Source organism: Paracidovorax cattleyae, from assembly GCF_900104515.1.
GTDB lineage: Bacteria > Pseudomonadota > Gammaproteobacteria > Burkholderiales > Burkholderiaceae_C > Paracidovorax > Paracidovorax cattleyae.
The window spans coordinates 171,520-193,384 of the sequence record NZ_FNJL01000007.1 but is presented as its reverse complement, the minus strand read 5'-3'; the positions used below and the strand labels follow the sequence as shown (position 1 = coordinate 193,384).

The following is a 21,865-nucleotide window of genomic DNA, read 5'->3' as shown; positions in this document are numbered from 1 at the left end:
AGAAGTGACGGACCGCAAAGGAGCCTTGCAGGCGCTGCAGCGCTGCCAACCTGCGCTGGGCAGGGTGCGAAGCCTGCTGTGCGACAGCGGCTACGTGGGCAAGCCGTTCGCCCTGGGCGTGCAAGAGATCCTGGGCGAGCACGTCACCGTTCAGATCGCCAAGCGAAGCGAGTTGCACGCGTTCAAGGTGATGCCTCAGCGCTGGGTGGTGGAGCGCAGCTTTGCCTGGTTGGACAAGAACAGGCGTTTATGGAAGAACTGCGAGAGGTTGCTCAACACCAGCTTGCAGTTCGTCCACTTGGCATTCTTGGCTTTGCTGTGTCGAAGATCGTAAACAGGCTCTAAGAACCTGTCAGATCCAGCCCAGCGCCCCGAGCACGGCGCCCGCACCCAGCAGCCACAGCAGGTGGATGCGCGTGCGCCAGACCAGCAGCATGCACACCGCCGAGACGATCCACAGCCGCCAGCTCTGCGCGATGCCGCCGTGCGCGCTGCAGAGTACGAAGGCGGTGGCCAGCAGCAGGCCCAGCACGACCGGCGTCATGCCCTGCTTGAAGGCGCGCACGGCCCGCATGCCGCGGTGGCGGTGCGCCCAGCGCGCGGCGGCCCAGGTGAGCAGGCTGCTGGGCAGCATGATGCCCACGAGGCAGAGCACCATCCCGAGCAGGCCCAGGGCCCAGCCGCCCGCGTTGAGGCCCACGTTCCAGCCCAGCAGCCCGATGAACAGCACGTTCGGGCCGGGCGCTGCCTGCGCGATGGCGATGGAGGCGTTGAACTGCGGGTCGGTGAGCCAGGCGTGCCGGTCCACGAGGAAGCGGTGCATGTCCGGTGCAGTGGCGATGGCGCCGCCCACGGTCAGCAGGGACAGCGAAAGGTAGTACGAGAACAGGTGCAGCCAGTCGGCCGGCTGCAGCGCAAGGGTGGCGGGGGGCGTCATGCGGGCAGCTTCCGCCAGGTCACTGCGCAGGCCGCGCCGCCGATCGCGAGCAGCACCGCGGCCAGGGGCCATTGCAGCACCGCCATGGCCACGAACGTCAGCGCGGCGAGCACCACGCCCCCGGTGGCGCCGAGCGGGTGCGTGCGCAGCGCCACCGCCATGCGCAGCGCCACGCCGGCCACCAGGCCGGCGGCTACGGCACCCATGCCGCGCAGCGCACCCGCCACGGCCGGGTGGGCGGAGAACCGCGCATACGCCACTGCGAGGCACAGCAGCACCAGCAGGGGCATCAGCAGCATGCCCACCAGGGCCGACAGCGCGCCGCGCCAGCCGAAGTAGCGGTCGCCCACCATCACGGCGAGGTTCACCACGTTGGGCCCCGGGAGGATCTGGGCCACGGCCCAGTCCTCGATGAATTCCTCATTGGTCAGCCAGCCCTTGCGGTCCACCAGCTCGCGCTGCACCACGGCGAGCACGCCTCCGAATCCCTGCAGGGCCAGCCAGGTGAAGGACCAGAACAGCTCCTTGCAGTGGCGCGGGGCGGGGCGCTCTGGAGGGTGGCCGGGGGTATCGGGATCGGATGGGAGCTGCATGGGCGGAGCGGGAATGCGGGCAGGCAGGGGCCGTGACGGCCCGCATCGTACGCCGTAGCGCGTTTTTCCGCCGGCTTCCCGCGGCCTTGCCGTGGGGCGGAAAACACGCTCACCGGACGATGGGCCGGGTGCTCCAGGAGCCACCGGCGGGCCCGGTGGCCGCGCTCGTCCGGCGGGAAGGCGAACCGAAACCGCTGCCCCCTTGCGTGGCCGGTATCGTCACCACGCCGGCCACGTTCCTGAGTGCGTCCTCGACCGTGTCGGACTGCTGGGTCTCCGGCGGTGACGGCCACGGCCGCCAGTTGCTGCACGAAGACGCGGATCGAGCCGTCCGGCCCCGTGTTCATGGTCAGGCCGTTGCCCGAGATGGCGGCCTGGGCGGCCGAGAGGGGGCCCGCGGGAATGGAAAAGTCCCGTTGCGCGGCGGCCTGCGCTGCTGCGGCAGGCTGCCCCTGCTGCTGGGCATGCACGGCATGCCGGCAGTGCGAGGGCGGTGGAGCGGAACGGAGCCGGGCGGAGCATCGGGGGAGGTGGTGGACAACATGGCGGAAATCCTCCGGAAGGACATGGTTGGCGAAATTAATCTGAACAGATGGGATTTGTGTTGCATACGATTGCCGTCGGTACGCGCGATGGCAGCCAGCATGGACATCAGCAATGAAACCGTTCTGCGCGCCTACGACAAGCTGGCGGCGGCGGGTTACCTGGAGGCGCGCCGTGGCTCGGGCTTCTATGTATCGACCGAGGCCCTCCAGGTGGGCAAGCCGGCTCCGCCGCAGCGGTGGAACGGGCCGCCGGCACAGAATGCCTGGGATCACCTCCTGCATTCCAGAGGGGCCGACGGCGATTCCGCACTCGGCACGCTGCCCGCCGAGTGGATCGGCACCGAGGTGCTGTCCGGTGCCCTGCGGTCGCTGGCGGCCCGACCGCACGTGCATCTTTCCGAATATGCCGACCGCCGGGGATGGCTGCCGCTGCGCGAAGCCCTGGTGGCCAAGCTGAGCATGGCCGGCATCGGCGCCACGCCCGACCAGATCGTGAGCACGGCGGGCGCCACCGATGCCGTCGACCTGGTGGACTGGTCATTCCTCTACCAGGGCCAATACGCGGTGGTGGAGGAGCCGGCGCCGTACATCCACACCCAGCGCCTGCTGGCCAGCGGAGTCTGGATCCTTCGCGTGCGCCGCCTGGACGATGGCCCGGATCTGGAGCAGCTCGCGCAACTGTGCGAGAAGTACCAGCCCAAGGCGTTCTTCTGCAGCTCGATGCTGCAGAACCCGACATCCACCAGCCTGTCGCCGCGCAAGGCCCACCAGTTGCTCAAGCTCGCGGAGCAATACGGCATGTGGATCGTGGACGACGACACCTACGGCGACCTGCTTCCGCGCAGCAAGCTGGAGTCGGTCACGCGCCTGGCAGCGCTGGACCACTTCGAGCGGGTGATCCACATCGGCAGCTTCTCGAAGACCGTGGCGCCCGCCCTGCGGTGCGGGTTCCTGGTCGCCAGCCACCGGTGCCTGGAGCGCCTGCTGCTGATGCGTTCGGTCGGCTCCATCCATTCCTCGCTGCTCACGGACCAGATCGTGTGCCATGCGCTCACCGAGGGGGACTACGAGCAGCATTGCGGGAGGCTGCAGAAAAAGCTGGCTGCCAGCGGTAAGGCGCTGCTGGCGAAAATCCGTGCGCGTGGCTGGCAGGCCATCGAGACGGGGGCGGGCATGTATCTGTGGATGTCGCCGGGCGAAGGGGTCGATGGCCCAGCCGTGTGGCAGGCGCTGGCCGCTCAAGGCGTGATGGTCGCGAGCGAAACAGTGTTCATGAGCGACGGCACGGGCTCGCACATGCGCCTCAACATCGCGCGGACTGACCACGCCCTGCTCGACCGGATCGCCGATGCCATCGCCAGCACCGGGCGCGCGGCTCCCCCTGCCGGCATTCCCTGATGGGGGCGGTGCCCGCCGCACGCGGCTGCCCGGCCGCCGTGCGCCCTGTCAGCCACGCGTAAGGGGCATGGCCACAATCGGCTTTACCGGGCGGGCGCCATGGCGCCTTCCCCGGAACTCGGGCTGTGACCAGGCCGCCAATGCCTGCCCGACTTGGGCCCGCCCTTCGTGGCGGGCATTTCTTTGGGCCATCGTCAGGGCGCCGGCTTCTTCCTCTCCGTGCCGGGCGCATGGCCGTCCCGCACCAGCGGCAGCCGCACCACCGCATCGAGGCCGGCCACGCGGCTGCCTTCCATGCGGTTGGACAGTTCGATCTGCCCGCTCAGCGCCCACACGATTTCCTGGCAGATGGCCAGCCCCAGCCCCGAGCCGGTCCGCACGTCGCCCGCGGAGAACGGCTGGAACAGGCGCCGCGCCAGCTCGGCATCGATGCCCGGTCCGCTGTCGGCCACCGTCAGTGCCGCATGGCGCCCGTCCGTGACCAGCTCGACCGACAGCACCCCCGATTCGGGCGTGTGCCGGATCGCGTTGTGCAGGAGGTTGCGGGCCAGTTCGCGCAGCATCCACTCGTGGGCCAGCACGGGTGCGGGCTCTGTGTGGATGCCGAAATCCAGGTCGCGCTGTGCGATCAGGGGCGACAGTTCCAGCGCGATGGCCCGCAGTTCCTCGTCCAGGCGGGTCACGGGCGGCGCGCTCTGCTGGCGCAACTGCTCCACCTTGGCCAGCGCCAGCATCTGGTTGGCGAGCTGCGTGGCGCGGTCCACGGTGTCGCTGATTTCCAGCAGCGCCTGTCGGGGCGCCACGTCGCCGCGCAAGGCCGACTGCACCTGCACCTTGAGCACGGCCAGGGGCGTGCGCATCTGGTGCGAGGCGTCGCGCACGAAGCGCTGCTGGTGCGCCAGCAGGTGTGCCAGGCGGCCCATCACGTGGTTCGTGGCCTCGACCAGGGGCTGCAGTTCGCGCAGTGCGCCGGGCGCTTCGAGGGGGCGCAGGTCGTCCTCGGGCCGGGTCTGCAACTGCTCGCTGAGCTGCCGCACCGGGCGCACCGCCCACTGCACCACCAGCACCACGATCAGCGCGACCACCAGCGCCAGCAGGGCCTGGCGGGCGAAGGTGGCCTGCAGGATCTGCAGCGCGAGGGTGCGGCGCAATTCCAGGGTTTCGGCCACCTGGATCACGGCCATGCCGCGGCCCGTCGGGCTGGCGACCGGCTGCAGCAGCACGGCAACGCGCACCGGCTGGCCGCGGAATTCGTCGTCGTAGAAGTCCACCAGCGCGGCATAGGGTGGCCGCGCGGGAATGCGCCCGTGCCAGAACGGCAGCTCGGCGAAGCCCGACACCAGCCCGCCCTGCAGATCCGACACGCGGTAGAACATGCGGCTCTGGTTGTCTGCCTCGAAGGCCTCCAGTGCGGAGTAGGGCACGGTGGCCCGCAGCCGGGCCTGCCCGTCGTAGCCCGACACGTCGATCTGCTCGCCGATCGTCTTGGCGGAGGCCAGCAGCGTGCGGTCGTACGCGGTGTGCAGGGCCGACAGCGTCTGCCGGTACAGGCTGGCCGTGTTGTAGGCGATGAACAGCGCCACCGGCACCAGGATGCCCAGCAGCAGGCGCCGCCGCAGCGACTGGAACCGGTCGGCCCGGCCGCGGGTCATGCAGCCTCCCCCCGTGGGCGCCTCATGCGTCGGCCTTGAGCAGGTAGCCCAGCCCGCGCAGCGTCATGAGCGTGAGGCCGGTGCCGGCCAGCTTCTTGCGCAGCCGGTACACCACCACCTCGATGGCCTCGTACTGCACGTCCAGTTGCCCCGGGAACACCAGTTCGTACAGCCGCTCCTTGGCCACGGCGTGGCCCGGCTGGGCGAGCAGTGCGTGCATGAGGGCCAGTTCGCGCGGCGTCAGCTCCATCACCTCGCCATCGCGGTAGATGGCCCCGCTGTCCTTCTCGTAGCGTATGGCGCCGATGGACACGGAGGAGGGCGCGGGCGGCCGCGTCTCGGAGAGGTCGCCCAGCCGTCGCACGAGAGCGCGCAGGCGCGCTTCCAGTTCGTCCAGGTCGAACGGCTTGGGCAGGTAGTCGTCGGCGCCGGCATTGAGGCCCAGCACCCGGTCGCCCACGGTGCCGCGGGCGGTGAGCAGCAGCACCGGCGTGCGCAGGCCCCGGGCCCGCGCCTGCTGCAGCACCTGCAGGCCGTCCAGCCCGGGCAGCGTCAGGTCCAGCACGACAGCGTCGGGCGGGCGCGAAGCCCAATGTGCCAGCGCTGCCAGGCCGTCGCCGAGCGCGGTCACCTCCATGCCGCGGCGCGCGAGCGAGCGCTGCAGCGTGGCCTGCATGGCGGGGTCGTCTTCCACGAGAAGCAATTGCATGGGAGGGACCATAGCACCGGGCTCGGGCGTGGCCCCCCTGGGTGTTTTCCCTGAGTCGGCGGACAGCCGTTTGACAGGAAGCGGGCGCATCATCGGCCCCGTTCGCAAAACCACAAGGAGACAAGAGCCATGCGTCGCGATACCTTCCTCAAATCCCTGGCCGCCCTCGCGGCCGCGGGCGCGCTGCCGCTGCCGGCCCGCGCCGCGGCCGCAATCCGGATGCTGCTGCCCGCCAACCCCGGCGGTGGCTGGGACACCACCGGCCGGGCGCTCGGCAAGGCGATGCAGGACGCGGGCGTGGCCTCGTCCGTCACTTACGACAACAAGGGCGGCGCGGCCGGCGCCATCGGCCTGGCGCAGTTCGTCAATTCCGCCAAGGGCGACACGAATTCCCTGATGGTGATGGGCTCGGTCATGGTGGGCGGCATCATCACCGGCAAGCCGCCGGTCAACCTGTCGCAGGCCACGCCGATCGCACGCCTGACGAGCGAATACAACGTGTTCGTGCTGCCCGCCAACTCGCCGTTCAAGTCGATGGCCGAGGTGATCGCGCAGCTCAAGAAGGACCCGGGCAGCGTGAAATGGGGCGGCGGCTCGCGCGGCTCCACCGAGCACATCGCGGCGGCCATGATCGCGCGCGAAGTGGGCGTGGACCCGGCAAAGATCAACTATGTCGCGTTCCGTGGGGGCGGCGAATCCGTCGCTGCCATCCTGGGCGGCAACGTCACCATCGGCGGTGGCGGCTACAGCGAGATGGCCGAATACATCAACACCAGGAAGATGGTGCCGGTGGCCGTCACTTCGGGCCAGCGCCTGAAGGGCTCGAGCGTGCCCACGCTCAAGGAGCAGGGCATCAACGTCGAGATCGGCAACTGGCGCGGGGTCTATGCGCCCCCGGGCATCTCCGCGCCGCAGCGCAAGGCGCTCATCGACATGGTGGCCCAGGCGACGAAGAGCAAGAGCTGGGCCGAGTCCATGGAGAAGAACGACTGGACCGCCGCCTGGCTCGCGGGCGACGAATTCGGCGCCTTCGTGGATGCCGAGTTCGCCAGCATGCGCGCCACCATGGTCAAGGCCGGCATGGTCTGACCCGGCGGCGGGCGCCATGCCCGCCGTGCTTCCCGCGTTCCTTTTTTTCGTACCGCTTCTTGTGGCCGGTTGGCGCTCGCCTGCGCCCTCCGGCCGCTTTCCCGAGGACATCCATCATGTCAGAGCCTCTTGCACCTACCGCGGCGGATGCCGATAGCGAAGAAGGCGCCGTCCCGTCCCGGCGCGCCCAGACCATCGTGGGCGGCGGCGTGCTGCTCGTGGCAGCAGCGCTCGCTGCCGGCGCCCTGCAGATCCCCGGCGATGCCGGCTACGGCGGCGTGGGCCCCAACTTCCTGCCCTGGCTGGTCGCGGCCGTGCTGGCCGCCTGCGGCGGCTTCCTGCTGTGGGAGGTGGCGTCCGGCGGCTTCCGCTCCCTGGGCGCCCCCGGCGGCGCGGCCCGGGCGGACAGGCAGGCCTTCGTGTGGGTGTCGGCCGGGCTGCTGCTCAATGCCGCGCTCATCGGCACAGTGGGCTTCATCGTGAGCTGCACGCTCTGCTACGTGCTGGCCGTGCAGGGCCTGCGCCGCGCGGGCGGCCAGCCGGCCGCGGGCGCCGCGCGCACCTGGGCGGTGGACGTGTTCACCGGCCTGGCGATTTCCGCGCCCGTGTTCTGGGCCTTCACGCAATTCCTGGCGATCAACCTGCCGGGGCTCACGCAAACGGGGTGGCTGTGATGATGGACATTTTCAACGCCCTGCTGCAGGGCTTCGCGACGGCGGCCACGCCCGCCAACCTGCTGTGGGCCCTGGTGGGCTGCGCGCTCGGCACGGCGGTGGGCGTGCTGCCAGGCATCGGCCCTGCCGTGGCGGTGGCCATGCTGCTGCCCATCACCGCCAAGGTGGAGGTGACGGCCTCCATGATCTTCTTCGCCGGCATCTACTACGGTGCCATGTACGGTGGATCGACCACCTCCATCCTGCTGAACACGCCCGGTGAAACGGCCAGCATGGTCACGGCGATGGAAGGCAACAGGATGGCCAAGAGCGGTCGTGCGGGCGCGGCCCTGGCCACGTCGGCCATCGGCTCGTTTGTCGCCGGCACCATCGCCACCGTGGTGGTGACGCTGTTCGCCCCCTCCGTGGCCGAGTTCGCCGTCAAGCTCGGGCCGCCCGAATACTTCATGCTGATGGTGCTGGCCTTCACCACGGTGAGCGCGGTGCTCGGCCAGAGCACGGTGCGGGGGCTCACGGCGCTGTTCCTGGGCCTCGCGCTGGGCTGCGTGGGCATGGACCAGATCTCCGGCGCGGCGCGCTATACGCTGGGCCAGCCCGAACTGCTGGACGGCATCGACATCGTGCTCGTGGCCGTGGGCCTGTTCGCGGTGGCCGAGGTGCTGTATGCCGCCATGTATGAAGGCCGCCAGGTGGACACCCGCAATGCCATGGGCCGGGTCCACATGACGGCGCGCGACTGGAAGCGCTCCGTGCCCGCCTGGCTGCGCGGCACGCTGCTGGGCACGCCGTTCGGCTGCATTCCCGCCGGCGGCACCGAGATCCCGACCTTCCTCAGCTATGCGACCGAGAAGAAGCTCGCCAAGGGCGCGGACCGCGAGGAATTCGGCACGAAGGGCGCGATCGAAGGCGTGGCCGGCCCCGAGGCCGCGAACAACGCCACCGTCACGGCCGCGCTGATCCCGCTGCTCACACTGGGCATTCCGACGTCCAACACCACGGCGGTGCTGCTGGGCGCCTTCCAGAACTACGGCATCAATCCCGGCCCGCAGCTGTTCACCAGTTCGGCCGCGCTGGTGTGGGCGCTGATCGCTTCCCTCTACATCGGCAACGTGATGCTGCTGGTGCTCAACCTGCCCATGGTGGGCCTGTGGGTGAAGCTGCTCAAGATCCCGAAACCGCAGCTCTACGCCGGCATCCTGATCTTCGCCACGGTGGGGGCCTACGGCATGCGCCAGAGCGCGTTCGATCTGTTCCTGCTCTACGGCATCGGCCTGCTGGGCGTGATGATGCGCCGCTTCGACTTCCCCACCGCGCCCGTGGTGGTCGGCATGATCCTCGGGCCGCTGGCCGAGGCGCAGATGCGCAACGCGATCTCGATCGGCGAAGGCAGCTGGTCGGTGTTCGTGACGCGTCCGATGTCGCTCACGCTCATCGTGATCGTCGTGGCCGTGCTGGTGCTGCCCCGCCTGCTGCGCGGCTGGGCGGCCCGGCGGCTGCAGGTCGCTGCCGCCTGAACAACCCCCTGTGGCGCGGGGCACGCGTCGTGCCTGCGTTCAGTGCCTCGCGGTACGCGCCGCGGACGGTTCCAGCGGGGCGCCTTCGGGTGCCCCGTCGCGTTGGCGGCGGGACACCGCTTGCTTGTCCTTCTGCGTGGCGCCCGAACCCTTCTTCAGCCACAGGTAGAGCCCGCTGCCCAGCACGATGATGGTGGCGATGTCGAGCAGCGCCCAGAGGATCTGCATGGGCATGCCGGCGTAGTCGCCGAAGTGCAGCGGCTGCGAGATGAGCAGGGCGGTGAGGTACCACGGCAGTTCCGGCGCGGCCGTGACCTGCGCGGTGCGTGCGTCCACCAGCACGGGCTGGTAGAGGCGCGACGTGAGCGGTTCGCTGCCGCGCAGGAAGAAGGTGTTGTGGTGCGGGCTGGAGAACGCCGTACCCGGGAAGGCGATGAAAGACAGGCGCATGCCCGGGGCGCGCTCCAGCGCCGCGTCCAGCGATTGCTGTAGCGAGCCGCGTTCAGCCTGCGGGGTGACGGGCTGGCCCGCATAGGGCGCCAGCAGCGACGAAAGCTGGTCGTGCTGCCAGTACTTGATGACCAGGTCGGCCCAGGTATTGATCATGCCGGTGCCGCCCACCACGAAGGCCCACACCAGGGTGACGATGCCCAGCAGGTTGTGCAGGTCCAGCCATTTCACGCGGGTGGAGCGCTGCTCGCGTACCGTGCCGAAGTCCAGCTTGCGCATGAAGGGCGCGTAGAGCACCACGCCCGAGACGATGGCCACGAGCAGCAGCAGCCCCATGAAGCCCAGGAAGAGCTTGCCCGGCAGCCCCGCGAACAGGTCCACGTGCAGCTTGTACATGACGTACATGAAGCCCTGGTCGAACCGCGGCTGCGCGAGGATGGCGCCGGTGCGGCCGTCCACGGCCACCGAGCGGAAGTCGGTGGTCGGAGCGGGCGTGTGCGTGAGCGTGACGAACCACACGCTGGGGTCGTCCGCGTCCTGCGACGCGAACTGCACGATGCGGTCCGGATGCTGCGCGCGTGCCACCTCCAGCACCCGGTCCAGGCTGACCCGGCGCGTTTCCCCCGGCATCGGCGGCGCCTCGACCTCCGTGCCCAGCAGGTGGCCGATCTCGTGGTGGAAGATCAGCGGCAGCCCCGTCAGGCACAGCAGGAGCATGAACCCGGTGCACACCAGGCTGCTCCACTTGTGTAGCCAGGACCAGGTCTTGAGGGCTTTGGGGGTCATGTCGTCGTCCTGCTCCAGCGAAAGTCCGCGCTCAGAAATCCACGCTCGCGCTCAGCGCGAAGGTGCGCGGTGCGCCCACCACGAGGTAGCCCGAGCCGGGGTAGCCGCCGGACGAGGCCCAGTAGTTGCGGTCGGCCACGTTGTCCACGCGGGCGCGCAGCGTCACGAGGCGGCCGCTCCATTCCGTTGTGTAGCGCACCCCCAGGTCCAGGCGCGTCCAGCCGGGCACGCGCAGGGCGTTGGCGCCGTCGGCATAACTCGCGCCGGTATAGAGGGCGCGGGTGTCCAGCGCTAGGCCGGGCACGCCGGGAACGTCCCATTCCACGCCGGCATTGGCCTGCAGGCGCGGCACGCCGATCACGCGCTTGCCGTCGGTGGTTGCGCTGCCCGTCCTCTGCTGCTTCGCGTCCAGCCAGGTCACGCCGCCCAGCAGGCGCAGGCCGCGCACGGCCTCGCCCTGCACGTCCAGTTCCACGCCCTGGTGGCGGTCCCTGCCGGAGGCGCCGAACACGTTCGCGGCGTCCACGTAGGCACGGGGCTTGGTAGTGCTGAACAGCGCCAGCGACCCGCGCAGGCGGCCGCCGTCGTACTTCACGCCCACTTCCTTTTGCTTGGCGACATACGGCGAAAGCTGCTGCCCGCTATTGGCCACAGGCGCGCCGTTGGCCGTGGCCGGCGCGGTCTGGCCCTGGCTCAGGCTCTCGATGTAGTTGCCGTAGAGCGACCACTGCGGCGCCATCTTGAACACGAGGCCCGCCATGGGGCTGTTACGGCTCTGCTCGTAGCGGGCGAGCAGCGCGGAGGTGCCGTAGGCGAAGTCGGAGGTGTCCAGGCGCTGGTGGCGCAGCCCCAGGGTGAGCAGCACCGTATCGTCGATGAAGGAGAGCGTGTCGCCCAGGGCGTAGCTCAGCAGCCGCGTGCGGCCCGTGAGATTGGGGCTGGACAGCGTGCCGCCATACAGCGTGGACGCGCTGAAAGCGGGCTGCGCGGTGGGACGGTACCGATACAGGTTGGAGGCGATGGTGTTGCGCCAGTCCATCGCATACGCATTGTCTTTCTCGGCCTCGAAATACGACACGGCGGCCACCCATTCATGGCCCACCGCGCCGGTGCGCAGCTTGCCGCGCAGGCCGAGTTCACCGGTGTCCACGCGGTCCTTGCGGGTGTTGTCGAAGCGGTAGGCCGTGCCCGCGCCCGTGGCGGCGTTGGTCACCGTCAGGTTGGCGAGCGAATTGGCCTCCTTGCCGCGGCGCATGCCCCAGGCTCCCCAGGCCGTCACACCGGGCGACAGGTCCACCTCGCCGCGGAACGTGCCGAACACGTCTCGCTCGTTGGAATACGCCCAGGGCTGGGAAAAGTTGGCGGAGGCATCCGGCGCGGCGGGCACGGCGGTGGCGCCGGACAGCGAGACGTTCGGCCGAGTGCCCTTCAGGCGGTGGTCCTGCCAGCCGATGTCGCCCGACAGGCGCACGTCGCGGCTGCGCCAGTCCAGGCCCAGGGCCACGAGGCCGAGCCGGCTCTTTTCATGGTCCACGGCGGCGTCGCCGTCCTGGTAGGCGGCATTGAAGCGGATGCCCGTGCTGCCGTCCGGCCCGAAGCGCCGGCCGATGTCCACCGCCGTCTCGACGCGGCCTCCCGACCCCGTGCCCACCGTCACGCGCGACAGCGGCTCGTTGGGCGCGCGCTTGGGCAGCAGGTTGACCGCACCGCCGATGCCGCCACCCGACGGCGTGGCGCCCGACAGGAAGGTGGAGGCGCCGCGCAGCACTTCGACGCGCTCGAACAGTTCGGTGGCGATGTATTGCCGGGGCAACAGGCTGTAGAGGCCGTTGTAGGCCGTGTCGTCGGAGCCGAGGACGAAGCCGCGGATGAAGTACGCCTCCTGGAAGTTGCCGAAGCCGCGCGCCAGGCGGACGCCTGAGTCGTTCTGCAGCACCTCGCCCACGCTTTTGGCCTGCTTGTCCTGGATCAGCTCATTGGTGTAGCTGGTGATGCTGAAAGGGGTGTCCATCGCATCCTTGGTGCCCAGGATGCCGGCGCGTCCGCCGCGCGCCACCTGCCCGCCGGGATAGGCCGGTGAGAGGCCCTGGGAAGAGGCATCCGCGCTGGCGTTGACCGTCACCGTCGAGAGCGTTGGCGTGTCGGTGGCGGCGGGCGTGGCGGATTGCGCACCGGCCTGGGTACCGAGCAGGGCGAGGGAGGCGGCGATGGCGAGAGGATGGGGGTGGAACATGGCGAAGGGCCTGGCGGGTGGAAAGTGTGGGGCGCCAGAAGGGCGCAGCGGGCATGGAGGACGGAGGAAAAAGCGGGAGAAAGGGCTGTGTCCGGCGTCAGCCGCGCCGCCGCAGCCAGCCGAACCACGCCATCACGGCCACGGGCACGCCCAGCGCGACCCACGACCATGTGTCGCCCCAGCCGTCCGATACCAGGGCGCTGAGCAGTCCGCTGGCCGTGAGGATGCCCAGGGCGATGGGCCACCCCCAGATACGGCCCGGCCGGGCGGCCTCGGTGCGCGGCGCGGCGGCTGCCTGGGGATTGGTGTGGCCTGGGATGGCCGCGGGGGATTGCGGCCCGTTGAGGGAGGCGGGCGTCGAGGGCATGGATTGCGGGTGCTGGAGGGGCGTGCCGGCGTGGCGGAGCAACGGGCGCCGGTGGGGCGGCACAGCGGGCCCCGGGGACTGGACCGTCCGCCGGGGCACCCCACCAGGGCACTGTTCGCAAATGCGCATTCTAAAAGATATTGCGAATGGTTCGCATTGAAATTTATGGAATGTATGAACGGGTGGCTCTTGGGGCGGCGTGTGCCCGAATGCACCCGCCGGCGGCGGATAGCCTCATACTCCGGCCACCCAGAGAGGAGATCCCCCCATGACCGTCTTGAAAACCGCCCCCCTGCTCATTGCCGCCCTGGCCGCTTCCTCATGCGGGGGCGGGGGCAGCGGCGCATCGGTCGACTACGACTTCAATGCCCGGCCTTCCTACCTGAGCGACCTGCGGCAGGCCGCCTACGACGGCGTGGGCGACGACCTGCTGACCGGCGGGCTGGGCCGCTCCGGCCTGCAGGATGACTCGCAGCCAGGTTACGCGGGCAGCCAGCCCACGGCGGAGGAACTGCGGCGCAATGCCATCTACGTGAACTACCGGGCCCTGGTGGACACGACCTCCGACGGGGGCTACGGCAGGCTCTACGGTCCGAACGTGGACATCCAGGGCCGCGCGACATCGAGCGAAGGCATGGTGGCCGGCACGGAGGCCATCGCCTATTCGGACGACGGCTCGGGGCGCCGCAACGTCACCCTGATGGTGCAGGTGCCGGATGCCTTCGACCGCACGCGCCCCTGCATCATCACCGCCACCTCGTCCGGATCACGCGGCATCTACGGCGGCATTCCCACCGGCGAATGGGGCCTCAAGCGCGGCTGCGCCGTGGCCTATACGGACAAGGGCACGGGCACCGCGCCCCACGACCTGCAGGCCGACACCGTCGCGCTGATCGACGGCACGCGCACCAGCGCCACGCTCGCGGGCACGCGCGCCGCCTTCAACGCGGGGCTGTCGGCGGCCGACCTGGCGGCCTTCAATGCGGCCACGCCGCAGCGCCTGGCCTTCAAGCACGCGCATTCCGGGCAGAACCCGGAAAAGGACTGGGGCCGCTCCACCCTGCAGGCGGTCGAGTTCGCGTTCTATATCCTCAACGAGCGTTTCGGCGACCGCTCCCCGGGCGGCCAGCCGCTGCGCACCTTCACGCCGGCCAATACCACGGTGATCGCCTCCAGCCTTTCGAACGGCGGCGGCGCGGCGATCGCTGCGGCCGAGCAGGACACTCAGGGCCTCATCGACGGCGTGGCCGTGTCGGAGCCCTCGGTACAGATGCCGGCCAATGCGGGCGTCACCGTGCAGCGCGGCGGGCGCACCGTGGCCGTGAATGGCCTTCCGCTGATCGACTACACCACCCAGGCTCACTTCTACCAGGCCTGCGCCGCCCTCGCGCCGTCGCTGGCCTCCACGCCCTTCGCTGCGGCCTTTGCCATCCGCTTCGCGGATCCCGCCTTCCCGGTGGCCGCCAACCGCTGCGCCGGCCTCAAGGCCCAGGGGCTGCTCTCGGCCACCACCACGGCCGCGCAGGCCGAGGAGGCGCTGGCGCGCCTGACCGCCTATGGCTGGGAGCCCGAATCGGGTGCGCTGCATGCCTCGCTCGCGGCATTCGAGGTGGCGCCGTCCATCGCCGTCACCTATGCCAACGCGCTGTCGCGCGCCAGCGTCCAGGACCGGCTGTGCGGCTACAGCTTCGCCACCACGTCGGCCATCGGCGCGGTGCAGCCCACGCCCGCCGCGGTGACGAACACCCTGTTCGCCACCGGCAGCGGCATTCCGCCCACCGCCGGTGTTCAGCTGGTCAACGACCGCAGCCGCGGCGTGCCGGTGCGCGACCTGTTCTCGTTCAATACCGCGGGCGTGCCCACCTGGAACCTGGAAGGCGCGCTCTGCCTGCGCGCACTCGTGACGGGCACCGATGCGGCCGCCCGGCGGCTGCAGGCCGGCCTCGACGAAACCCGCCGCACCGGCAACCTGCACGGCAAGCCCGCCATCATCGTGCACGGCCGCGACGATGCGCTCATCCCGGTCAACCACACCTCGCGCCCGTACGCGGCCCTGAACCGGCGCGTGGAAGGCTCCGCCAGCCGCCTGAGCTACATCGAGGTCACGAACGCCCAGCATTTCGACGCCTTCATCGGCCTGCCTGGCACGCTGCCGGGCTACGACAGCCGCTACGTGCCCCTGCACCTGTACCTCAACCGGGCACTCGACGCCATGTACGCGCACCTGGTGAACGGCCAGCCCCTGCCGGCCAGCCAGGTCGTGCGCACCGTGCCGCGCGGCGGCACGCCGGGCAGCGCCCCTGCGATCACGGCGGCGAATGTCCCTCCCATCGCGGCCACCCCGGCGGCGGCCGATGCCATCGCCGTCACCAGCGGCGCCATCGCCGTGCCGGACTGACCTGCCGCAGCCTGGCCTCCCCTGCGGGTAAATCCCCGTGGCGCGCGCGGTTGCTCGGCGCCCGCGCCGCGGCCGGCCGGTAGAGTGAGGGGCCGCCACTTCGAGGAATGCCCATGCCCGGTCCTTCGTCCCGCCGCACCCGTTCCCTGGCACGCCAGGGGACCGAACTCGCCATGGCCGTGCCGCCCGTCGTCGCGCACCGCGTGGCGCGCATGGCCCTCGCCGGCGCCAACCCGTCGCAGCGCGACCGGCGCGAATTCGGCCGCATGGTCGCCGAGAAGCAATGGGCCTTCGTGCAGTCCTGGGCCGCCATGGGCATGCAGACCCTGCTGGCCCAGCAGGCCATGGCGGCCAGCATGATGCGGCTGTGGTGGACGCCATGGACGATGGCCACGGGTCCGCAGCTGGCGCGCCAGTGGCAGGACGCGGCCGCGGGCGTGCTCGGCAAGGGGCTCGTCCCGGTTCGCCGTGCCGCGGTGGCGAACGCCCGCCGCCTGGCGCGCACGCCGCTGGTCTGAGCCGGTCCGTGGCGGTGCGGGCAGGGCCGCGCTGCAGTACTCAGCGTGCCTGCGCGCCGGTATCCCAGCCCGACAGGTGCTCCTGCGCGATCCGGCTCAGCGCGGTGATCCAGGCGTTGTCCGCGTTCAGGCAGGGGATGTAGCGGAACTCCTGGCCGCCTGCATGCAGGAAGGCCTCGCGCGCCTCCTGGTTGATTTCCTCCAGCGTTTCCAGGCAGTCGCTGGTGAACCCCGGGCACATGACGTCCACGCTGCGCGTGCCGCCCCGGGCCATCTCGATGAGCGTCGGCTCGGTATAGGGCTCGAGCCACTTGGCCTTGCCGAAGCGGGACTGGAAGGTCACCCGGTAGCGGTCCGGCGACAGGCCCAGCGCCTGCGCCAGCAGTGCGGCGGTCGCCAGGCATTCCTGCTGGTAGGGGTCGCCCAGGCGCACGGCGCGTTCCGGAATGCCATGGAAGCTCATCACGAGCTGTTCTGCCGGCCCGCCCTCGCGCTGCCAGTGCGCACGCACGCTGCGCGCCAGCGCGTCGATGTAGGCGGGGTGGTCGTGGTAGCTGTTCACGAAACGCAGTTCCGGCAGGCGGCGCGTGCGCAGCGCATAGGCGCATACGTCGTCCGACACGCTCGCGGTGGTCGTGCCCGAATACTGCGGATAGAGCGGCAGCACCAGCACGCGGTCCACGCCCTCGGCCTGCAGGGCCTTCAGCTGGCCGGCGATGGACGGCTGCCCGTAGCGCATCGCATGCCGCACCTGCACCCGCAGCCCGGCCTCGCCCAGCCATCCGAGCAGCAGCGTCGCCTGGCGCTCCGTCCACACGGCCAGGGGCGAGCCCTCGGGCATCCAGATGCTGGCGTACTTGGCCGCGGACTTCGCCGGCCGGATGCGCAGGATGATGCCGTACAGGATGGGCAGCCATGCGGCGCGGGGGATCTCCACGATGCGCGGGTCGGACAGGAACTGCGCGAGGTAGCGGCGCAGCGCGGGCGCGGTGGGCGCCTCGGGCGTGCCCAGGTTGCACAGCAGCACGGCGGTGCGGGGCCTCGGGGCGGTCTGGGAGCGATCTGCAGCGGATGCGTTCATGGGCGCGTAAGGGAAGAGGGAATGCAATGGTTGCGCTATTCTCGGCCACCATGCTCGATACCACCCGCATCCGCGCGATGACCCTTGATCTCGACGACACCCTCTGGCCGATCTGGCCGGCCATCCGGAGGGCCGAGCAGGTGCTGCGGGACTGGCTGGGAACGCGCGCGCCGGCCACGGCCGCGTTGCTGGCCGATGCCGAAACGGCTGCCGTGATCCGCGCCGAGGTCGTGCAGGCGCATGCCCATCTCTCCCACGACCTGAGCGCCCTGCGGCGCGAAAGCATCCGCGCGGCGCTGCGGCGGGCGGGAGAGGACGAATCCCTCACCGACGCGGCCTACGAGCTGTTCTTCGCGGAGCGCCAGCGGGTCGATCTGTACGACGATGCCATCGCCGCCCTGGAATTCCTCGCACCGCGCTATCCGCTCATGGCGCTCACCAATGGGAATGCCGACCTGCATCGCATCGGGCTGGGGAATTACTTCCAGGGAAGCGTGACGGCCCGCACCTTCGGCGTCGCCAAGCCCGATCCGCGCATCTTCCAAGAAGCCGCGAAGCGGCTCGGCGTGCCGCCGGAGGCCGTGCTCCACGTGGGCGACGATGCCACGCTCGACGCCCATGGCGCCCTGCAGGCCGGCATGCAGGCCGTCTGGATCAACCGGGCCGGCATCGCCTGGCCGCACGAGGGGCCGGAGCCCATCGTGGTGGAAGACCTCACCGGCCTGTGCCGGCTGCTCGCGCCACAGCTGGTGGCGGCTCACGGGCAGGGCGGTGCGCTGCCCGGGGGCCCCGAACGCCGTTCGTAGCGCGCGGGCGTGCGCTGCATGCGACGGCTCCTGTTCCCTGATACGGGGCCGCGAATCCTCAGGCACCGAGGAAGGCGCGCAGCACGCGCAGCGTGTCCTCCGGCGCCTCCGTCATCTGGAAATGGCCCACGGGCAGCATCTCCACGCGCACGTCCAGTCCCGCCCCGCGCGCCGCCGCGACCAGGCCCTGCGCGGCCCGGGGCTGCGTCATCTGGTCCTGCGCACCGAGCGCGAACAGTACCGGGCAGGCGAGGGCGGCCACGGCGGCTTCCGCCCCCGCATAGCGGTCGCAGGCCACGAAGCCGCGGTGGAACACGTTCACGTGCGGATTGCTGCGCAGCACGCGGCGCCCGAGCGCCATGCCGGCGCCGAAGGCCCAGAAGCCCGCGCCCGAAGGCGACGCCAGGCTGCTGCGCGAGAACACGTTCACCATCCGCAGGGCCTTCTCGGACTCGTTCAGCGAGGCTTCGATGAGCGCGGGCGACACCTTCATCGGGTAGGCCGTGCCCACCAGCGCCAGGTGCGTCGCGGAGTCTCCCAGCCGTGATGCCGCCTCCAGCGCGATCAGCGAGCCCCAACTGTGCCCCACGAGCGCAACCCGCTCCACGCCCAGCGCGCGCAGCAGCGCCACGACGAAATCCGCGGCCTCTTCCACGCTCTGCGGCGCCTCGCCATCGCTGCGCCCGTGGCCGGGCAGGTCCACCGCCAGCACGTTCCAGCCGTGGTGCGCCAGATGCCGGCTCTGGAAGCCCCACACACTGTGGTCGTTGAGCACTCCGTGCACCATCACCACCGTGGGTCGTGTCGGGTCGAAGGGCTTGCCGCCCGTATAGCAATAGGCAGCCTGGCCATTGACGGTCACCTGCATCACGCACCCGCCTTTCCACCGGCTTTTTCAGCGGCCTTCAGCGCGCGCTTCAGGTCGTCGATCAGGTCGTCCGCATCCTCCAGCCCGATCGACAGGCGGATCGTGCCCTGCGCGATGCCGGCCTGCGCCAGCGCCGCGTCGTCCATCCGGAAGTGCGTCGTGCTGGCGGGGTGGATCACCAGGCTGCGGCAGTCCCCCACGTTGGCGAGGTGGCTGAAGACCTTCAGCGATTCGATGAAGGCCCGGCCCTGGGCCCGGTTGCCCCGCAGGTCGAAGCTGAACACCGAGCCCGCGCCGCGCGGCAGCAGGCGCTGCGCTAGCGCATGGCTGGGGTGCGACTCCAGCATCGGGTGGCCGACGCGGGACACGAAGGGGTGGCTCGCCAGGAACTCCACCACCCGCTCCGTGTTGCGCATGTGGCGTTCCATGCGCAGCGGCAGCGTCTCGATGCCCTGCAGGATCAGCCAGGCCGTGTGCGGGCTCATGCAGGCGCCGAAATCGCGCAGCCCCTCGCGCCGCGCGCGCAGCAGGAAGGCCCCCACGGTGGACTCTTCCGAAAACACCATGCCGTGGAAGCCCGCGTATGGCGCGCAGAGTTCCGGGAAGCGTCCCGAGGCCTCCCAGTCGAATGTGCCCCCATCGACCACCACACCGCCGATCACCGTCCCGTGGCCGGAGAGGAACTTGGTGGCGGAGTGATAGACCAGGTCGGCCCCATGTTCCAGCGGGCGCATGAGCCAGGGGGAGGTGAGGGTGGAGTCCACCAGCAGCGGAGCACCCGCCGCGTGCGCGATCTCCGCCACGGCCGGAATGTCCAGCACCTGCAGGCCCGGGTTGCCCACCGTTTCTCCGAAGAGCAGGCGGGTTTCGGGCCGGATGGCGGCGCGCCAGCCGTCCAGGTCGTCCGGCTGCACGAAGGTGGTCTCGATGCCGAAGCGCCGCAGCGTGTAGTGCAGCAGGTTCTGCGAGCCGCCGTACAGCGCCGTGCTCGCGACGATGTGCCCGCCCGCGCCCATCAGCGTGCAGACGGCCAGGTGCAGCGCGGCCTGGCCGCTCGCCACCGCGATGGCCCCCGCGCCGCCTTCGAGCGCCGCCACGCGCTGCTCCAGCACCGCATTGGTGGGATTGCTGATCCGGCTGTACACGTGGCCGGGCCGCTCGAGGTTGAACAGCGACGCCGCATGGTCGCTCGATTCGAAGACGAACGAGGTCGTCAGGTGGATGGGCACGGCGCGCGCGCCGGTGGCCGGATCGGGCACGGCGCCCGCATGCAGCGCCAGCGTATCGAAGCCGGGGTCGGAATGGCCGGGCATTCGTTGTCTCCTGTGTGTGATCGCAGCGCAACATTGTGGGCTATATTGCGCAGGAAACACCCACCGGCCCGCCTCCGCGGCGCGGCGCCCCCCTGGAGACCTCCCATGAAAGTCAGCGACATCCTCCGCGTCAAAGGCAACACGCTCTTCACCGTCACCGCCGACGAACCCCTGGCGAAAGCCGTCGAGGTCATGGCGGACAAGGACATCGGCTCGCTGGTGGTGATGGACCACGGCGACCTGGTGGGCATGCTCACCTTCCGCGAGGTCATCCAGGCCGTGGTGAAGAACGGCGGCACCGTGGGCACCATGCTCGTGCGCACCGCCATGGACGACGCGCCTCTCACCTGCACGCTCGAGACCGAGATGGACGAGGTGCGCCGCATGATGCTCAACCGCCACGCACGCTACATGCCGGTCATGGACAAGAAGATGCTCATGGGCGTGGTGAGCTTCTACGACGTGGCCAAGGCCGTGGTGGACAGCCAGAACTTCGAGAACAAGATGCTCAAGGCCTATATCCGGGACTGGCCTGAGGAAAAAGAAGCTACCCCCTGAGGCGCTGCGCGCTTTCCCCCTTCTCTCGTCGCGCTGCGCGCGCCGGGAAGGGGGACGACGCCAGTGGTCCGGCAAAGCCGGCCCCACGGCGTCTGCTGGCTTGGCCTGCTCCGCGGCCGTTTGACGGGTGAGGGCGTGCTTGCTCGAGCGCTGCGCCCGCTGACTGGCGCCGTATCGCGTGTTCTTCGGTCTGGAATGAGGTGCTGTGGCCCGGCTCGGCGGATGGCTCTGGGATAATCCTGCGCCATGAGCGGCAACACACTCGGCACCATCTTCGCAGTCACCAATTTCGGTGAATCTCACGGCCCGGCCATCGGCTGCGTGATCGACGGCTGCCCGCCGGGCATGGAGCTGGCGGAGGCGGACATTCAGGCGGAGCTGGACCGCCGGCGGCCCGGCACGAGCCGCCATGTCACGCAGCGCAACGAGGCCGATGCCGTCGAGATCCTGTCCGGCGTGTACGAGGGCCGCACCACCGGCACGCCGATCGCGCTGCTGATCCGCAATACCGACCAGCGCAGCAAGGACTACAGCAACATCGCCCAGAGCTTCCGCCCCGGCCATGCCGACTACACGTACTGGCACAAGTTCGGCGTGCGCGACCCGCGCGGGGGGGGGCGCTCTTCGGCGCGCCTGACGGCGCCGACCGTGGCCGCCGGCGCGGTGGCGCGCAAGTGGCTGCAGGCGAAGTACGGCATCGAGTTGCGCGCCTGCATGACGCAACTGGGCGAGCTGGATATTCCCTTCGAGAGCTGGGACCATGTGCCCCGCAACCCTTTCTACGCGCCCGTGGCCGATGTCTCTCGCTATGAGGAGTACATGGACGCGCTGCGCAAGGCCGGTGATTCCTGTGGCGCCCGCCTGCGCGTGCAGGCCCGCAATGTGCCCGTGGGCCTGGGCGAGCCGCTCTACGACAAGCTCGACGCCGACATCGCCCACGCCATGATGGGCCTCAACGCCGTCAAGGGCGTGGAGATCGGCGCCGGCTTCGCCAGCGTGGCGCAGCGCGGCACGACCCATGGCGACTCGCTCACGCCCCGGGGCTTCGCCAGCAACAACGCCGGCGGCGTGCTGGGCGGCATCAGCACGGGCCAGGACATCGAGGTGTCGCTCGGCATCAAACCGACCAGTTCCATCGTCAGCCCGCGCGAGTCCATCGACGTGCATGGGCAGAGCACCGAGGTGGTCACCAAAGGCCGCCACGACCCCTGCGTGGGCATCCGTGCCGCGCCCATCGCCGAGGCATTGCTGGCCATCGTGCTGATGGACCATGCCCTGCGGCACCGCGCCCAGTGCGGCGACGTGGTGCCGGCGGTGCCGCCGATCCAGGCGTCTTTCCTGTAATCGCCAGGCGGGCTGCCGCCCAGGGCCGAGGG

At 70.2% G+C, this 21,865-nt stretch carries 20 protein-coding genes; 10 read left to right on the top strand and 10 right to left on the bottom strand.

The window, feature by feature from the left end; genetic code table 11:
• Window positions 1–334, top strand: a 334-nt coding sequence (locus BLR05_RS07865) for a transposase (RefSeq protein ID WP_143015873.1), incomplete at its 5' end; no start/stop codon positions are given.
• A gap of 18 nt (window positions 335–352) precedes the next feature.
• On the opposite strand, the gene BLR05_RS07860 is transcribed toward BLR05_RS07865, so the two are convergent.
• Window positions 353–937 (bottom strand): chromate transporter, encoded by a 585-nt coding sequence (locus BLR05_RS07860; RefSeq protein WP_092833419.1) that lies wholly within the window; start codon window positions 935–937, stop codon window positions 353–355.
• Complete coding sequence (locus tag BLR05_RS07855) at window positions 934–1,530, bottom strand: chromate transporter (RefSeq protein WP_092833417.1); 597 nt, start codon at window positions 1,528–1,530, stop codon at window positions 934–936. Before BLR05_RS07855 ends, BLR05_RS07860 begins: the two co-directional genes overlap by 4 nt.
• Here BLR05_RS07855 and BLR05_RS07845 point away from each other — a divergent pair.
• On the top strand, window positions 1,518–3,473 hold the full coding sequence (locus BLR05_RS07845; RefSeq protein WP_353615662.1) for an aminotransferase-like domain-containing protein: 1,956 nt from the start codon (window positions 1,518–1,520) through the stop codon (window positions 3,471–3,473). The two genes, BLR05_RS07855 and BLR05_RS07845, sit on opposite strands and share 13 nt — an antisense overlap.
• Window positions 3,474–3,667: 194 nt before the next feature.
• Here BLR05_RS07845 and BLR05_RS07840 read toward each other — a convergent pair whose 3' ends face one another.
• Window positions 3,668–5,125, bottom strand: a complete 1,458-nt coding sequence (locus BLR05_RS07840) for a sensor histidine kinase (protein ID WP_092833413.1) — start codon at window positions 5,123–5,125, stop codon at window positions 3,668–3,670.
• Window positions 5,126–5,147: 22 nt separating this feature from the next.
• Window positions 5,148–5,834, bottom strand: a complete 687-nt coding sequence (locus BLR05_RS07835) for a response regulator transcription factor (RefSeq protein ID WP_092833411.1) — start codon at window positions 5,832–5,834, stop codon at window positions 5,148–5,150.
• 129 nt (window positions 5,835–5,963) lie between these two features.
• Here BLR05_RS07835 and BLR05_RS07830 point away from each other — a divergent pair, with 129 nt between their 5' ends.
• The 3 genes from BLR05_RS07830 (at window position 5,964) to BLR05_RS07820 (ending at window position 9,111) form a co-directional block, all read left to right on the top strand.
• Complete coding sequence (locus BLR05_RS07830) at window positions 5,964–6,923, top strand: Bug family tripartite tricarboxylate transporter substrate binding protein (protein WP_092833409.1); 960 nt, start codon at window positions 5,964–5,966, stop codon at window positions 6,921–6,923.
• A 116-nt stretch (window positions 6,924–7,039) separates the two neighbouring features.
• A complete protein-coding gene (locus tag BLR05_RS07825) occupies window positions 7,040–7,597 on the top strand; it encodes a tripartite tricarboxylate transporter TctB family protein (protein WP_092833407.1) in 558 nt (185 codons plus the stop codon).
• A gap of 2 nt (window positions 7,598–7,599) precedes the next feature.
• Window positions 7,600–9,111: a tripartite tricarboxylate transporter permease gene (locus tag BLR05_RS07820; protein WP_092833475.1), complete on the top strand. Its 1,512-nt coding sequence runs from the start codon at window positions 7,600–7,602 to the stop codon at window positions 9,109–9,111.
• 39 nt (window positions 9,112–9,150) lie between these two features.
• Here BLR05_RS07820 and BLR05_RS07815 read toward each other — a convergent pair whose 3' ends face one another.
• The 3 genes from BLR05_RS07815 to BLR05_RS07805 all read right to left on the bottom strand — a co-directional run bounded on the left by BLR05_RS07815 (window position 9,151) and on the right by BLR05_RS07805 (window position 12,947).
• Complete coding sequence (locus tag BLR05_RS07815; protein WP_092833405.1) at window positions 9,151–10,347, bottom strand: PepSY-associated TM helix domain-containing protein; 1,197 nt, start codon at window positions 10,345–10,347, stop codon at window positions 9,151–9,153.
• A gap of 31 nt (window positions 10,348–10,378) precedes the next feature.
• Window positions 10,379–12,580 carry a TonB-dependent receptor gene (locus BLR05_RS07810; protein ID WP_092833403.1) on the bottom strand — a complete coding sequence of 734 codons (2,202 nt, stop codon included), beginning with the start codon at window positions 12,578–12,580 and terminating at the stop codon, window positions 10,379–10,381.
• A 97-nt stretch (window positions 12,581–12,677) separates the two neighbouring features.
• The gene (locus BLR05_RS07805) at window positions 12,678–12,947 is read right to left on the bottom strand and encodes a hypothetical protein (protein ID WP_092833401.1); all 270 of its coding nucleotides are present in this window, start codon (window positions 12,945–12,947) and stop codon (window positions 12,678–12,680) included.
• 268 nt (window positions 12,948–13,215) lie between these two features.
• Here BLR05_RS07805 and BLR05_RS07800 point away from each other — a divergent pair, with 268 nt between their 5' ends.
• Together BLR05_RS07800 and BLR05_RS07795 are read left to right on the top strand one after the other, a co-directional pair.
• Window positions 13,216–15,345, top strand: coding sequence for a D-(-)-3-hydroxybutyrate oligomer hydrolase (locus BLR05_RS07800; RefSeq protein WP_092833399.1), 2,130 nt, complete (start codon window positions 13,216–13,218; stop codon window positions 15,343–15,345).
• Between the two features lie 113 nt (window positions 15,346–15,458).
• Window positions 15,459–15,863: a polyhydroxyalkanoate granule-associated phasin gene (locus BLR05_RS07795; protein ID WP_092833473.1), complete on the top strand. Its 405-nt coding sequence runs from the start codon at window positions 15,459–15,461 to the stop codon at window positions 15,861–15,863.
• Between the two features lie 40 nt (window positions 15,864–15,903).
• Here the strand turns inward: BLR05_RS07795 and hemH are convergent, their stop codons facing one another.
• Entirely contained in the window at window positions 15,904–16,944 is a 1,041-nt protein-coding gene (gene hemH, locus BLR05_RS07790) for a ferrochelatase (protein ID WP_092833397.1), read from the bottom strand.
• A 26-nt stretch (window positions 16,945–16,970) separates the two neighbouring features.
• On the opposite strand from hemH, the gene BLR05_RS07785 reads away from it, so the two are divergent.
• Entirely contained in the window at window positions 16,971–17,750 is a 780-nt protein-coding gene (locus BLR05_RS07785; protein ID WP_192883910.1) for an HAD family hydrolase, read from the top strand.
• A 58-nt stretch (window positions 17,751–17,808) separates the two neighbouring features.
• Here BLR05_RS07785 and BLR05_RS07780 read toward each other — a convergent pair whose 3' ends face one another.
• Entirely contained in the window at window positions 17,809–18,618 is an 810-nt protein-coding gene (locus BLR05_RS07780) for an alpha/beta fold hydrolase (protein WP_092833393.1), read from the bottom strand.
• A complete protein-coding gene (locus BLR05_RS07775; protein ID WP_092833391.1) occupies window positions 18,618–19,931 on the bottom strand; it encodes an O-acetylhomoserine aminocarboxypropyltransferase in 1,314 nt (437 codons plus the stop codon). Before BLR05_RS07775 ends, BLR05_RS07780 begins: the two co-directional genes overlap by 1 nt.
• Before the next feature lie 105 nt (window positions 19,932–20,036).
• On the opposite strand from BLR05_RS07775, the gene BLR05_RS07770 reads away from it, so the two are divergent.
• The gene (locus BLR05_RS07770; RefSeq protein WP_092833389.1) at window positions 20,037–20,489 is read left to right on the top strand and encodes a CBS domain-containing protein; all 453 of its coding nucleotides are present in this window, start codon (window positions 20,037–20,039) and stop codon (window positions 20,487–20,489) included.
• A 246-nt stretch (window positions 20,490–20,735) separates the two neighbouring features.
• Window positions 20,736–21,833: a chorismate synthase gene (gene aroC / locus BLR05_RS07765; protein WP_092833387.1), complete on the top strand. Its 1,098-nt coding sequence runs from the start codon at window positions 20,736–20,738 to the stop codon at window positions 21,831–21,833.
• Window positions 21,834–21,865 lie beyond the last annotated feature (32 nt).